This window comes from Marinilabiliales bacterium, from assembly GCA_007695015.1.
In the GTDB taxonomy this organism is placed as follows: Bacteria; Bacteroidota; Bacteroidia; order Bacteroidales; family PUMT01; genus PXAP01.
The window spans coordinates 17,538-32,116 of record REEN01000027.1 but is presented as its reverse complement, the minus strand read 5'-3'; the positions used below and the strand labels follow the sequence as shown (position 1 = coordinate 32,116).

The 14,579-nt window shown below is 46.2% G+C and carries 11 protein-coding genes; 7 read left to right on the top strand and 4 right to left on the bottom strand.

Annotated elements, in window-relative coordinates; all coding sequences use genetic code 11:
- Positions 1 to 2: 2 nt before the first annotated feature.
- The 3 genes from plsY to metX form a co-directional block, all read right to left on the bottom strand.
- A complete protein-coding gene (plsY, locus tag EA408_01655) occupies positions 3 to 638 on the bottom strand; it encodes a glycerol-3-phosphate 1-O-acyltransferase (protein ID TVR74838.1) in 636 nt (211 codons plus the stop codon).
- Between the two features lie 159 nt (positions 639 to 797).
- On the bottom strand, positions 798 to 1,637 hold the full coding sequence (locus EA408_01650; GenBank protein ID TVR74776.1) for an HAD family phosphatase: 840 nt from the start codon (positions 1,635 to 1,637) through the stop codon (positions 798 to 800).
- A gap of 7 nt (positions 1,638 to 1,644) precedes the next feature.
- Positions 1,645 to 2,670: a homoserine O-acetyltransferase gene (gene metX, locus EA408_01645; protein ID TVR74837.1), complete on the bottom strand. Its 1,026-nt coding sequence runs from the start codon at positions 2,668 to 2,670 to the stop codon at positions 1,645 to 1,647.
- Between the two features lie 108 nt (positions 2,671 to 2,778).
- Here metX and EA408_01640 point away from each other — a divergent pair, with 108 nt between their 5' ends.
- The gene (locus EA408_01640) at positions 2,779 to 4,095 is read left to right on the top strand and encodes a hypothetical protein (protein TVR74775.1); all 1,317 of its coding nucleotides are present in this window, start codon (positions 2,779 to 2,781) and stop codon (positions 4,093 to 4,095) included.
- The gene (locus EA408_01635; GenBank protein TVR74774.1) at positions 4,092 to 5,012 is read left to right on the top strand and encodes a GNAT family N-acetyltransferase; all 921 of its coding nucleotides are present in this window, start codon (positions 4,092 to 4,094) and stop codon (positions 5,010 to 5,012) included. The genes EA408_01640 and EA408_01635 overlap by 4 nt, the downstream gene beginning before the upstream one ends.
- A 21-nt stretch (positions 5,013 to 5,033) precedes the next feature.
- Here the strand turns inward: EA408_01635 and EA408_01630 are convergent, their stop codons facing one another.
- Positions 5,034 to 5,744 carry an ATP-binding cassette domain-containing protein gene (locus tag EA408_01630; protein ID TVR74836.1) on the bottom strand — a complete coding sequence of 237 codons (711 nt, stop codon included), beginning with the start codon at positions 5,742 to 5,744 and terminating at the stop codon, positions 5,034 to 5,036.
- A 93-nt stretch (positions 5,745 to 5,837) separates the two neighbouring features.
- Between EA408_01630 and EA408_01625 the strand changes: the two genes are divergently transcribed.
- The 5 genes from EA408_01625 (at position 5,838) to EA408_01605 (ending at position 14,578) form a co-directional block, all read left to right on the top strand.
- Positions 5,838 to 6,020 carry a hypothetical protein gene (locus tag EA408_01625; protein ID TVR74773.1) on the top strand — a complete coding sequence of 61 codons (183 nt, stop codon included), beginning with the start codon at positions 5,838 to 5,840 and terminating at the stop codon, positions 6,018 to 6,020.
- Between the two features lie 21 nt (positions 6,021 to 6,041).
- On the top strand, positions 6,042 to 9,122 hold the full coding sequence (locus tag EA408_01620; protein TVR74772.1) for a hypothetical protein: 3,081 nt from the start codon (positions 6,042 to 6,044) through the stop codon (positions 9,120 to 9,122).
- 26 nt (positions 9,123 to 9,148) lie between these two features.
- Entirely contained in the window at positions 9,149 to 10,828 is a 1,680-nt protein-coding gene (locus tag EA408_01615) for a hypothetical protein (protein TVR74771.1), read from the top strand.
- A 184-nt stretch (positions 10,829 to 11,012) separates the two neighbouring features.
- Positions 11,013 to 12,995 (top strand): DNA topoisomerase (ATP-hydrolyzing) subunit B, encoded by a 1,983-nt coding sequence (gene gyrB, locus EA408_01610; GenBank protein TVR74770.1) that lies wholly within the window; start codon positions 11,013 to 11,015, stop codon positions 12,993 to 12,995.
- A gap of 137 nt (positions 12,996 to 13,132) precedes the next feature.
- Positions 13,133 to 14,578, top strand: a complete 1,446-nt coding sequence (locus EA408_01605; protein ID TVR74769.1) for a M20/M25/M40 family metallo-hydrolase — start codon at positions 13,133 to 13,135, stop codon at positions 14,576 to 14,578.
- Position 14,579: the final 1 nt, after the last annotated feature.

Below are 14,579 nucleotides of genomic sequence, written 5' to 3'. Positions count from 1 at the left end.
TATTACCTTCTCCTGAACAGGAAATGTGCCTTGGATTCTTCGTTGCGCACTAGCCTTTCGATATTTTTCTGGTGGGTAAAGAGAAGCAGCACGAATACTATCATGGAAAATATAACGAGTGATGATGTGGTGGTATTGAATACAACAATTACCAGAACCGGGAATGAAAGTCCGGCAATCATTGAGCTGAGAGATACATACTTAGTGACAATCAGGGTAACCAGGAAGACACCGAGGCAAATAAGCATCGAGACCGGATCAATGGCGAGAATAACACCGATCAGGGTAGCAACGCCTTTTCCTCCCCTGAAGTTGGCAAATACGGGAAAAATATGGCCTATGATCACGGCAAGGCCCAGCAGAAGCTGGAAGTTAATGTATTGGCCGGTTTCAGGTATATAGTAGAATGTAAGGTGGATCATTTTTACGGCCAGGAAACCTTTGAGAATATCAAGCAGAAGCACAGGGATGCCGGCCTTGTATCCCAGGACCCTCAGTGTATTTGTGCTTCCCGCATTTCCGCTTCCGTGGTTCCTTACATCGGTTTTGAAAAACACCCTTCCTATCCAGACCGCATTGGGGACTGACCCCAGCAAATATGCTGAAAGTAGTATGAAAGCATTCCAGAAAAAAGGCATAAAATCCATATAGTTAAGCACTTATGCTACATTAGTGTCTGAAATTGGTTCTGCAAAGGTCAGTAAATTGTTTGATTTTTCCAAAAAAATATGTTTTTGAGCATAGTAATAATTAAACGCTGTTTGAGAGGTTTAATTGCCTGAGATCACGTTTGTTCGTCAGCTACCGGGTGCCCGGCCTGTAACCTGGCATACTGCATCTGTGAAACCACTTTTATTGTTGGATCTGCAGGACCTGTAAAGTTTCCTGACAGGTTCCGGGGCATTCTCCATTGCAAAAGGGTAGGCTGCGAAATTGAGCAGGTCCAGGTCATTGTAATCGTTGCCGGTGGCCAGCGTAAAGGATCTGTCCACGCCAAGCCTGTTGCATAGCCATTCAACCGTATGCCCTTTCGAAACACCTGATGGAAAGATTTCTGCCCACATGGTCTTTCCGTCCAGGGGCGATGTTGTTCTGACTACCCGCATTGAGTCAAGCCGGTCCCTGATCTTTTCAAGCAGCTCCAGGTTTTCGGGCACAATTGCAAGAAGCTGGCTGGCATGGGTGTAGTTCGGGGGGTCAACCTGAAGGGGAGCAGCAAAGTCACGGTAGAGCTCAATCCTCCTGTGGAAATCATTGTTGCCGCAACTGGCATCAAAAAAAAGAAATGCATGATTATCAGGCACGAGGTCATGCACCATGAAGCTCATTTTTGCCGCGGTCAGAACCTCGATAGCCAGTTTAACATCAGGTTCACGCAGATGCTCCGCATAGATGAGTTCTCCGCTTTTAAGGTCAATGACACCGGCGCCTGTAGAGAATACCAGGTAGTCGACCGGGATGCCGGATGGAAGCACTTTCTTTAAACTGAACAGATTCCTCCCGGTAGCAATCACCCTGTGAATGTTTTGTTCTCCCAGCCAATGAAGGGTATCCAGGTCAGTTTTGCTTATCTCTTTACTGTCATTGAATAGTGTTCCGTCAAGATCAGTAATTACCATGTCGACACGTTGTTTCATAACAAAGTTATCTTTTGTAAAACCTTCCTATCGCAGCCGCTATGCTGTCGGTTTCAATCAGAAAACCGTCGTGGCCGTAAAGGGACTCTATTCCGGAAAATGTTGCCCCGGGAATTCTTTCTGTCATGAATAGCTGCTCTTTGACAGGGAAAAGGAGGTCGCTCGATATTCCGATCACCAGCGTCCTGGCCCTTACCGATGCAAGCACAGTATCGATGGCACCCCTGTTCCGGCCTATATTGTGAGAATCCAGGGCGTTTAACAGTCTCATGTAGGAGAAGGCATTAAACCTATTTACAAGTTTCCGGCCCTGGTAATCCTGGTAGCTCATTGCCCTGAACCCGGATACTTTGTTGTTGCAGGTATCGGACTGTGTTTTGAGATAGGTTTCGTAATTCCTGTAACTCAGCAGGGCTATGGAACGCGCTGCCGCTAGTCCCCGACCCCCCGCATCAGGATGATTGTCATTCCACGTATGGTCGGCCATTATGGCCAGCCGCTGGGACTGGCTGAAAGCTATGCTCCAGGGGGATGCTTTTGCATGATTTGCAATGCATACAAGATTTTCGTGGATGCCCGGGTTCATAATTACCCATTCCAGAGCCTGGTGCCCTCCTGTGGATCCGCCGAGTACAGTGTGAATTGTTTTAATCTGAAGGTGTTTTCTGAGAAGTTCGTGAGCATTTACCAGATCCCTGATGGTGAGTTCGGGAAATGAATGGAACCATGGACTTCCTGTGCGGGGATCTGTTGAAAGGGGGCCTGTTGAACCGTAACATGAACCTATCTTGTTGGCGCATATTATAAAATGATCGTCAGGATTATAGAAACGTCCTTCCCCGACAAGTCCCTTCCACCAGTCCGCCACATCAGAACTGGCTGTAAATGCATGGCAAACCCATATTACATTGTTTCGTTCCGGATCGTATTTGCCGTAAGTGTGATATGCAATATCAAGAGAGGGTAGTGTTTCTCCCGACTCCAGGTGTACCGGACTTTCATGATGATATACCTGTAACTGTCCGTCTGCCATTTTTGTGTTCAAAAATAACGTAAAGATTTTTTAAAAACCAAAGAGTTCAGTTATTGCTAAAGTTAATTAATTGTGCGAGTATATGCTGCTTGTAGTTATATTTGTGCTATGGCCGAGAAAACCATCCTCCTCTATTCACCTGTGCTGACCCCCCGGCTGCAGTATGCAGGAATGCATATCGGATCAATGCTGCCCGGTGCAGTTATAAATATGACCTCATCAGAGGATGAGGCTGCTGCCTCAATCGGACCGGTAATTAATTATTCGGATGAAACTGTCGGGGGTGCCTTGCATGTAGTGCCGAGCGGACTACTTGGGGAGAGTGGAGTGAGACCCCTGGATGTAGTGCCGGCAGCTCTTGGCGGGAAGACTGTTATTTTTCCTTCTGCCGGAAGGGATGATCTTGGTTTTGATATCTTTTCGGCTGTTTTCTACATGCTGTGCCGTTACGAAGAATACCTTCCGGCCGGCAGGGACAGGCACGGCCGCTTCCCCTGGAAGGAAAGCATGGCCTTCAGGTATGGCCTTTCATGGGAGCCCCTGGTAGACCAGTGGGCCGTAATGTTAATGGAGGCGATATCACAACGGTACCCGGCCGTTTCTTTCCCCGAAAGGGAATTCAGGTTCATACCCACAATAGATGTGGATGTTCCCTGGGCATACCGTAACCGTGGGTTAATGCGTACAATCGGAGGCTTTGCTAAAGCTGCTGCCACCGGGAATTTTGCTGACCTGAAAATGCGTTACCGGGTTCTGTTCAGAGGATGGGATGACCCGTATGACACCTATGACCGGATCAGTTCGATACACAATGAATACGGGATTACGCCGCTATTCTTCTTCAGCGCCGGCAGTTATGGCAGGTTTGACAAGTCGGTGTCGCCTAACAATAAAGAATACAGAAGGCTCATAATGGACATATCTGCAGGATCTGAGTGGGGGATTCATCCGTCATACCTGTCTTATGATCAGCCTGAACGACTGGAAATGGAGATCGATACCCTGGCCCGTATTACCGGCAAGGCCCCTGTCAGGAGCAGGAACCACTATCTCAGGTTTTCATTCCCGGAGAGTTGCAGGATGCTTGAAGCTGCAGGGATAAGAGAAGATTATACACTTGGCTGGGCTGAAATGACCGGTTTCAGGGCTGGCACCTGTACCCCCTTCCTGTTCTACGATCTTGAGAGGGAAGAGACCGGGAGTCTGACCCTGTTCCCGTTCCAGGTGATGGACGGCACCCTGTGCGACTACATGAAACTGGATACTGAAGAGGCAGCAGTACACGGATCAGGGATCGCAGCAAGGGTCCGGCAGGCCGGCGGCACGCTTGTTACATTATGGCATAATGAAACATTCTCTGGCCAGGGCAGATGGAGAAACTGGGAAAAAGTATATCTTGAGATAATTAAGGCCGCAATGGAATGATGATGGAGATCAGGCACATACCTGCCGGCAGTATAAACCGGGAAGAGTGGGATAGCTGGGTGACAGCGACTGCAAACAGACGGATTTACGCCTGTTCCGTTTTCCTTGATATCTTCGCTCCCGGCTGGGGTGCCCTTGTAATGGGTAGCGGGGATGCGGTCATGCCACTTGCCGTCAACAGGAAATGGGGCATTAGCTATCTTTTTCAGCCTGTTTTTATTCAGCAGCTTGGCATTTTAATGAAAGATGCCAGCGTTGATTATACTGACCAGTTCCTGGAAAGAGTATCCTCAACTTACAGGTTCTCGGATATAGCCCTGAATGAAATGAACGATCCTGACCCTGCAAGGTACCATTGCGTGAACATGACCAACTACCTGCTCAGGCTGGACCGGTCATATAATGAACTGGCTAAGGGATATGACACGAACACCGTGAGGAACATAAGAAAGGCAGACCGGCTGGGGGTTGATCTCAGACCGCATGAGCATGTTGATGAAGTAGTCAGGATTTTCGCACTTAACGGCAGAAGGCTCTATCCAAATATCAGGAATATTAACTACAGCCGGCTGGAAAAGGTCCTTGAAAGGGGCCTTTCGGATGGGTTCATTGAGATGAGGGGTGCATTCTCCCCTGGCGGGGAACTTATTGCAGCGCTATGTATGCTTGCTGATTACGACAGGCATGTTTTCTTTTTTTCTGCCAACACCGCCGAGGGAAGAAATACCGGTGCCATGTTCCTGCTGGTGGACAGCTTTATTCAGCAATATGCCGGAAGCGGCAGGACATTTGATTTCAACGGATCCGTTAATCCCGGAATGGCCCGGTTCTATAAGGGGTTTGGTTCAGGTGCCGCAACGTACAGCAGGATCAGGATAAACAGGCTGCCATTTCCGGTCAGCCTGCTTAAAGGGTGACCTGCATGGCAGGCTGTGCAGTTATTCCATCAGGCTAGTGAAGTCAATCTCCTCAGAATGATCAACCTCTGTGGCTTTGCCCTGCTCACATTTGATCGTTCTTGCCGGGAATTTTTTAAGAAGCGGGTAGTTGTGGGTTGCCATAAGAACAGCCCGGCCACTGCTGCTGATCTCAAGCAGAAGCTTCAGTATGTCTTCCGAATTCTCAGGGTCGAGGTTCCCGGTCGGCTCATCGGCAAGGATAATATCAGGGTTGTTAAGGAGCGCCCTGGCTATGACCACGCGCTGCTGTTCGCCCCCTGAAAGCTGGTGTGGCATCTTGTATCCCTTGTAGCTGAGATCAACCCTCTCAAGTACCTCAACAATACGGTCGTTTATCTCTTTTTTGTTCTTCCATCCGGTTGCCCTGAGGACAAATGAGAGGTTGTCATATATATTCCTGTCACCCAGAAGCTGGAAATCCTGGAAAACAATGCCAAGTTTCCTCCTTAGGTAAGGAATTTGCTTTTTTCTGATCTTTTCCAGGTCGTATCCGGCAACCAGCGCACTTCCAGACCTGAGGGGAAGTTCGGCATTAATAGTCCTTATTATGCTTGTTTTACCGCTCCCTACTTTTCCTATAAGATAAAGGAACTCTCCTTTATTGAGGCTGAAAGATACTTCTGAAAGAACCAGGTTATCCCCCTGGAATATATTTACATTGTTAAGATCGATGATCAGGTCAAGTGACATGGCCATTAGAGGTATTTATTTTCGGTTTGCCCGGCTCAAACCTGACTTACCGTTTTCTGCCGGCAACAGCGCCACGTTGCCGGCAGGTCAACCTTGCACGCAAGGCTCCTGGGTGGGGTGGCTGATCGTCAACAGGCAGCTAAAATAATTATTTTTTATGAGGAGCAGCAGAATATTCGGTTAAATTATCAGTTATTGTTAATTAAAATCCCCCCTCAAAAAGGGCTGTCAAAGATTATAAATTGTATTTTTGGCAGAGCAAGTCAAAAAATATAAATAACAACCTATACAGAACCGATGACCAGGATTGCTTTACAACTGTTATTGGCAGCTTTCACCCTCTTTTTATACTCAAATACGGCAAGCGGACAAAAACCCCTGATCTACGACAATGACGATCTCTCTTTTGTCCGTGCCATGGATCTTTTCCAGAAGGAGAAATACGGAGCTGCCCAGAAGCATTTCCAGAGAGCCATGGATCATTATGAGGGCATGAATACTGTGCTCAGTTCAAAAGCCGGCTACTATGCGGCACTTTGCGCCATTGAACTGTTTAATGATGATGCCGAGTATCTTATGACGATGTTCGTTAACAATAATCCCGAAAGTATTCATCTGAACGATGCACACTTTCATCTTGGCAGGTTCTATTACAGGAAAAGGAATTACAGGAGGTCATCGGACTGGCTGGAGGCTGTCAGGCATGAATATCTTGCAGAAAGCCTGAGGGATGAGTACTTTTTCATGCTCGGATACGGTTATTTCATGAGAAATGAGTTTGAACGGGCATCGAGGGCTTTCTTTGTGATAACCAACCGGGATACACCATATGCGGCCCCGGCAACTTATTACTACTCCCATATAGCCTACACTGACGACAACCTTGAAACTGCATTGCGCGGTTTCCTTAATCTTAGGGATGATGAGACTTTCAGCGGGGTTGTTCCCTATTATATTATCCAGATATATTACAAGCAACGCAGGTATGATGATGTAATTGAACACGGCCCTGACCTCCTGGAAGTGGCCGTATCAAGACGGGTTGCAGAGATAGCGCGGATCATAGGGGAATCATATTACCGGAGGCGCCAATACAATGATGCCATTTACTACTTCGAAATATTCATGGGCAGAACCGGTAATATTTCCCGGGAGGACAGGTATCAGCTGGGATATTCCTATTATCAGACCCAACGGTACGAAGAGGCTGCCGCAATGTTTGAACTTGTTGGCGGCAGCGATGACATGCTTGTTCAGAATACCAGTTACCATTTGGCGGACTGCTACATCAGGCTTGGAGATAAGCAGAAGGCAAGAATGGCATTTTCATCTGCGTCCAGGATGGATCATGACAGGGCCATACAGGAGGACGCTTTGTTCAATTATTCCCTGCTTACCTTTGAGATAGCCTATTCACCATTCAATGAGGCGATAAACGGTCTGAACAGATTTATCGAACTGTTTCCCGATTCCAGGAGGATTGATGAGGCATACAATTATCTGGTAATGGCTTATATGAATACCCGTAATTACAGGGAAGCGCTGCGCTCTATCGAAAAGATAAGCTCACCTACCAATGAGATCAGAAGGGCTTATCAGAGGGTTGCTTACTTCAGGGGACTCGAACTTTACAGTAACCTGCGGTTTGAAGATGCAATTAAGCTCTTTGACCTGTCTGTTCAGAATGCCCAGTTCAATCAGGTCATAGCAGCGCAGGCATACTACTGGAAAGGTGAGGCGCATTTCAGGCTTGGAAGGTACGGGGAGGCTGTGAGGAACTATAACCGCTTCCTGCTCTCACCAGGTGCATTTGAGTTGGATGAATACAATATTGCTCATTACAATATGGGTTACGGATATTTCAGAAGCGGTGATTATCAGAATGCAGTATCCTGGTTCAGGAGATATATTAACCTGACCGGTGAGGCAGACTCGAGAATGGTTGGAGACGCCCTGAACAGGCTGGGAGATGCATACTTTATCCTGTCAAATTATGAAACTGCCATTGAATATTATGAAAGGTCGGTGAGGAACGGACAGGCAAACAGGGATTATGCCCTGTTTCAGAAGGCTGTTGCATCAGGTCTCCTCAACAGGACCGACGTCAAAATAGAGGTTCTTAAGCAGCTTCTTGATGATCACCCTGGATCTTCTTATTTTACAGATGCCCTGTTTGAGCTTGGAAATGCCCATATGACAGCCCGGACACCTGTCAGCGCAATACCTTTTTACAGCAGGGTGGTCGATGAATTCCCGGCCAGCAACTACGTTAGTTCGGCACTTCTCCAGTTGGGTCTCATTGAATATAACCGGAACAGGAATGAGACAGCTATCGGGTATTACAAACAGGTGGCTGAAGGTTTTCCGGGTACTTCTGAATCCAGGTCGGCACTTGCAGGGCTTAGAAATATATATCTTGATATGAATGATATTGATGCGTATGTTGAATACACCAGGACATTGGGTGATTTTGCAACCGTAACTATTTCAGAACAGGACTCTCTTACCTACATGGCAGCTGAAAATCTTTATATGGCAGGGAACTGCCGTCAGGCAACCGAGAATTTTGGCCGTTATATTGAACAGTTCAGAAACGGAAGCTTTATTCTGAATGCACATTTTTACAAGGCAGATTGCCATTACAGGTTAAATGAGTATAATGAAGCACTTGAATCGTTCAACTTTGTCATTGGAATGTTCAGGAATACGTTTACTGAGCAGGCGCTTCTTGGTGCATCTTCGATCAATTTCAGCAAAGGAAACTATGAGGATGCCCTCAAAAACTATGAGGAGCTTGAGCGTATAGCAGAAATGACTTCAAATCTTCTGATAGCAAGGAAGGGGCAGATGAGATGTAATTTCATTCTTGAGAATCATGAAGCGGCAATTAGTGCGGCTAACAGGATACTTTCAGCGGAGGATCTTCCTGAAGAGTTGTTACGGGAGGTGCATTTTACCAAGGGGAAAGCTTATATGGCTTCCGGACAGTATGAGCAGGCGATGAATGAATTCAGGGTTGTTGCAGTGGAAGTTACCAGCAGTGAGGGTGCAGAATCGAAATACAGGTTAGCCGAGCTCTACTTTCTGCAGGGCAATAATGAACAGTCTGAAAAGCAGATATATGAGTTCGTGGCAATGAATACGCCTCATCAATACTGGATGGCCATGGCCTTTATACTGCTGGCAGATATCTATCATGATATTGGCGATGATTTCCAGGCGAGGCACACCCTTCAAAGCATTCTTGACAATTATGACATTACAGATGACGGAATTTTGTCAGATGCACGGAAAAGGCTTGTCGCAATCGAACAGCGCGAGGAGATTGTTCCCGAACGGGAGGCTGATACCATTGAGATCAGATTGCAAAACCAGTAATACAGAAAATTAATATTCTTTCTAAAATGAGCGATCCAATGAACATGTCAGTTTTCAGGGTACATTTGCAGGCAGCGGTTTTATCAGTGATTGCACTTATTCCCGGGGTACTCAATGCCCAGGAAAGGATAGACCGGGAAGTAGTGGTTGTAAGGCCGTTTGAACCTGCCGTTACCGAGGCAGCCAAGATCAATATCCTGCCGTCCCTGACAGACACACTTAGCGTTAAACCTGTATTCAGCTACTCCATACTGCCCACTCCACTGGCTTCCGGCTTTGATGTAGAGCCTATTACCCCGGCCAGGATGTCGGCCGAACCAGTTTCAAAGCTTTATGGCAGCTATCTGAGCCTTGGTTTCGGGAATTACTCAACACCTTACGGGGAGCTGAGTATAAATAATCTCCGCAACAACAAATTCAGCGGCGGGCTATACCTCAAACACCTCTCTTCCCAGGGAAGGCTGAAACTTGATAATGATGAAAAGGCTAATTCTCAATTTGCTGATAATGAAATGCTGTTTTACGGCAAAAGGATGGGACGAAGAAGTGTTATATCCGGCGAAGCCGGCCTTAACTCCAACAGGTTCAACTATTACGGATATGATACCCGGGTTGACACACTGCTGACCGAGGAGGACATAAGTCAGCAATTTCTTGCGGCTAATGGCGGTATCAGGTTTAAATCGACCCACATAGATTCAAATCACCTAAACTATGACATCTCTTTTGATTACTTGTATTTTCAGGACCGGCTCAATGTACAGGAGCACGGGTTATCCTTCAGGTCATCCTTTGACAGGTTCGTCCGCAGCCAGATTATAGGTGCCGAACTTGTGGCAGATTATTATAACAATACGTTTTTTACCGACACCTCCAACCTGATTCTCCGTTTCAGTCCGTGGTTCAACAAGGCTGACGACGAATGGGAGGTTTTTGCCGGGTTTCATTCATATTATGACCAACTTGGCGAAGAATCCAGATTTTATTTTCATCCAAGGGCCAGCCTTCAGTTCAGTATAATTCGCAATTATGTAATTCCTTATGTAGGCATAGACGGTAATCTGAATATCAACAACTACAGCCGTACCGCCTACGATAATCCTTTCATTGTTCCCGGCCTGTTTGTGCGGAATTCAAATACAAATATGGATATCCATACAGGGGTCAAGGGTAATTTTACCAGGGATATATCCTTCAATTTCAGGGTTTCATATGTAGTACAGGATGATAAACACTTCTTTATAAATGACAGCACCGGCATTATCGGGAACCAGTTTTCTGTAGTATATGATGATGTTGAAATACTGACCTATTCAGGCGAGATCGGGGCAGACATATCTGAAAGGATTAATTTAATGGCAAGGTTTAACTACAGGAACTTTGCGATGAAACTCCAGGAACAACCCTGGCATATACCTTCACTGGACATGAAGCTGTCGGCCGGCTATAATTTAAGAGACAAAATACTTCTTAATGCCGATGTTTTCTACATAGGCAGGCGGTATGCAAAACCTTTCGGGATGGATGAAGAGGCAGTTGAACTTCCCGGAATTACTGATTTTAACCTCAGGTTTGAATACAGGTACAGCAGGATACTATCGGGATTTCTTCGTCTGAATAATATTGCGAATGTCAGGTACTACAAATGGAATAATTATCCTGTACAGGGTTTTACCTTGAAAGCAGGGTTTACTTACTCTATGTAATACTCAGCTTACCATAGCTTTAGGATGTTTGTTATTTGTTGAAAAGTCAGCCTTTCAGGTGGTCAGTTTTCAGGGAATCTTTGCTTGATTTTTGTTATATTTGTTGGATTTAAAAAACAGTGAATGATTTTTTAAAATTCATTTATATAGAGCGTGTTGTAATTAACTATTTTAATAAATTTCTATGGAGATCAATCCTGAAGAATTGAAAAAAGGCTTGTACCTGGCTGACAGCATACAGGTGCTGGAGGGACTTGAGGCGGTCAGGAAAAGACCTGCGATGTATATTGGCGATGTTAGTATCAAGGGGCTGCACCACCTGGTATATGAGGTGATTGACAACTCCATTGATGAAGCAATGGTGGGCTACTGTAATAATATTGATCTGGTTATTAACGAGGATGGCTCAATAACAGTGAGTGACAATGGCCGGGGGATCCCGGTCGACTATCATGAAAAAGAGAAAAAGTCCGCTCTTGAAGTTGTTATGACAGTGTTACATGCAGGCGGAAAATTTGACAAGGAATCTTATAAGGTTTCAGGGGGTCTTCACGGAGTTGGTGTTTCATGTGTCAATGCCTTGTCGGTGAAGCTTATTGCCGAGGTCCACCGTGAAGGCAAGGTTTATATGCAGGAGTATTCAGCAGGAAGGCCTCTTTACCAGGTAAAGGAGATTGGAACTTCTGACAGAACCGGCACAATTGTTACATTTTACCCTGATCCGTCGATCTTTTCGACAACGGACTTTCATTATGATATTCTCTCATCCCGTCTGCGTGAACTTGCATTTCTCAATAAGGGTATAAGGCTGAGCATAACCGACAAAAGAGATGTTGAAGAGAATGGTAACGGGGTCAATGACACTTCGGGCAAATACAGGCATGAATCGTATTACTCTGAAGAGGGACTAAAGGAATTTGTCGGTTTTCTTGACCTTACAAGGGACAGTATTATTGATAATATCATCTATATCGAGACGGAGAAAAATGACATCCCGGTCGAGATAGCACTGCAGTATAACACTTCTTTCTCTGAGAATGTCCATTCGTATGTAAATAACATCAACACTATCGAAGGCGGTACGCATCTTGCGGGTTTCAGAAGGGGGCTGACCCGTACCCTGAAGAATTATGCAGAAAAATCCGGGATGCTTAGCAAGCTCAAGTTCGATATAAGCGGCGATGATTTCCGGGAAGGTCTCACGGCTATTGTTTCCATAAAAGTGCAGGAGCCCCAGTTTGAGGGACAGACCAAAACCAAGCTTGGCAACTCCGAAGTAATGGGTGCTGTCGACCAGGCAGTAAGCTCGGCACTTAGCAATTATCTTGAGGAGAACCCGAAGGATGCCAAAAGTATCGTACAGAAGGTTGTTCTTGCTGCAACAGCGCGTCATGCTGCAAGAAAAGCACGGGAACTTGTTCAGAGGAAAAATGTACTGAGCGGGTCGGGATTACCGGGAAAGCTGGCTGACTGTTCTGAGCGTGATCCCGGTATATGTGAGATATTCCTTGTTGAGGGTGATTCAGCTGGTGGCACTGCAAAGCAGGGAAGGGACCGTGCGTTCCAGGCCATACTGCCCCTGCGCGGAAAGATTCTGAATGTGGAGAAAGCAATGCCTCATAAGATATTCGACAACGAAGAGATCAAGAATATATTTACCGCCCTGGGAGTTACAATAGGGACTGACGAGGACTCTAAGGAACTTAACCTTGAAAAGCTGAGGTATTTCAAGGTTGTAATAATGACTGATGCCGATGTTGACGGCAGTCATATATCAACCCTGATCATGACATTCTTTTTCAGGCACATGCTGGAGCTGATCAAGAATGGGCACCTCTATATTGCCACCCCACCCCTTTACCTTATTAAAAGGGGTAAACATGAAAGATACTGCTGGTCGGAGGACGAGCGTAAAATAGCTGTGGATGAGCTTGGTCAGGGTTCGGAGAGCGGCATTCATATTCAGCGTTACAAGGGGCTCGGCGAGATGAATGCCGAGCAGCTCTGGGAAACAACCATGAACCCGGAGACAAGGAAGCTCAGGCAGGTGACTATTGAAAATGCCGCTGAGGCAGATCATATATTTGCAATGCTGATGGGAGATGAGGTTCCTCCAAGAAGGGAGTTCATTGAACGGCACGCCAAATATGCCAATATAGATATATAGGCCGCTACCTGACATTATCAGCCTGCCAGTCCGCCAGCATGTTCATGTTCATTGGAGTAACTGGACCCGATACTGATCGCTGACTAAGTTACGGTATCAACGCCTCCCTGAATAACGCAATCTGACCTTGCCACTATTTGGGAATATATTATTTTTGTATTATGGTTGGACGCTTAGCAACACTACTTTTATTCTTCTGTTTTTGCAGTCCCTTCAGGGTCGTTTTTGCTGAAGGGAGTGATAGTGTGCCTTATTCAGCTGAATTGCTGAGCCGTTATATCAGACATGCATCAGTTACCGGTCATGAGAGGATGGCAGGTCTTTTCTTTTCGACAGTTGCCCGGCAGATGGGCTTCCATGTGGAGATACTAACCGATGAACCTGCCAGTTTTAATTTTACAGCATCATTATATCCGCTCTCTTCAGGCAAGCCCAACATCGTTCTGCTGAATCACATTGATGTTGTCCCTGCCGGGGGAAATGGAGAGTATACCTATCCGCCATTTTCCGGCACCATTTCCGGTGGTAAGGTATGGGGACGAGGTGCAATAGACAACAAGGGAATGGCAGTTATGCAGCTAATGGCAATGAAGGATTACCTGGATGTTGCATCTGCTTCTGAACTGCCTTTCAATGTCACAATGCTTTCAGTTTCAGGTGAAGAAACGGGTGGGCATACCGGGGCCATGATCATTGTTGAAGATTTTATGGATATTTTAAATCCCGCAGTTGTATACGGCGAGGGTGGATCGGGTGTGCCCGGTGTTCTGGTTAGGGAACCGGACAGGAAACTTTTCGGGATTTCAACAGCCTTTAAGCGAAGTCTCTGGATTGAACTTAAACTTACGATGACAACGAGCGGACATGGTTCGGTGCCGCCTTCCAGTTATGTTGTACAGGATAAGATTCAGGCACTTAACCGTCTTGCAGAAAGAAACAGGAGGATAATATTTTCAGAGTCAACCCGTAATATGTTTTATGAACTGGGCCGGGTGGAGGGAGGCTTGCGCGGACTGGCACTGAGGAACCTCAGGTTGTTCAGGCCTTTCGTTGTACCTGCAATGAAAAGGGAGGAGATGGTATATGCTCTGATATCTAACACCATAACGATAACCGCTATTAATACTCCGAAGGGTCCTCCCAATCAGATACCGCAGGAGATAACAGCAATTCTGGACTGCAGGCTGCTGCCTGAAACTGATGTTGATGAATTCCTTGACAAGATCCGAAGATCGCTTGACAACAGCAAGGTAGAGCTGACTGTAATCAGGGAGGGTATACATGCTCCGCCGACCCCGGTAGACGAGTACTATGAATACATGAAGGAGGCGCTTCTCAGGGTTTTTCCCGGATCGGGTGTTATCCCCATACTCGCTCCTGCATCGAACGACAACAATTATTTCAGGGCCCTGGGTATACCTACATATGGCATATTACCCGTATTTTTACCTGTGCACCTGCTTGAAACAATTCACAACGTTGATGAGCGGCTGCCTTTTAAGGCACTCGAAGAAGGAACCGGGGTTTACCGGGAATTGATTGGAGTGCTTATTGAATCCGGATACGGAGAAAGCGATAATTGAA

Bases quoted from the DNA above. Each gene is read 5' to 3' on its own strand.
- EA408_01615 (TVR74771.1), top strand. From the start codon at position 9,149: ATGAGCGATCCAATGAACATGTCAGTTTTCAGGGTACATTTGCAGGCA.
- gyrB (TVR74770.1), top strand. From the start codon at position 11,013: ATGGAGATCAATCCTGAAGAATTGAAAAAAGGCTTGTACCTGGCTGAC.
- EA408_01650 (TVR74776.1), bottom strand. From the start codon at position 1,637: ATGAAACAACGTGTCGACATGGTAATTACTGATCTTGACGGAACACTA.
- EA408_01640 (TVR74775.1), top strand. From the start codon at position 2,779: ATGGCCGAGAAAACCATCCTCCTCTATTCACCTGTGCTGACCCCCCGG.
- metX (TVR74837.1), bottom strand. From the start codon at position 2,670: ATGGCAGACGGACAGTTACAGGTATATCATCATGAAAGTCCGGTACAC.
- EA408_01620 (TVR74772.1), top strand. From the start codon at position 6,042: ATGACCAGGATTGCTTTACAACTGTTATTGGCAGCTTTCACCCTCTTT.
- plsY (TVR74838.1), bottom strand. From the start codon at position 638: ATGCCTTTTTTCTGGAATGCTTTCATACTACTTTCAGCATATTTGCTG.
- EA408_01635 (TVR74774.1), top strand. From the start codon at position 4,092: ATGATGATGGAGATCAGGCACATACCTGCCGGCAGTATAAACCGGGAA.
- EA408_01630 (TVR74836.1), bottom strand. From the start codon at position 5,744: ATGTCACTTGACCTGATCATCGATCTTAACAATGTAAATATATTCCAG.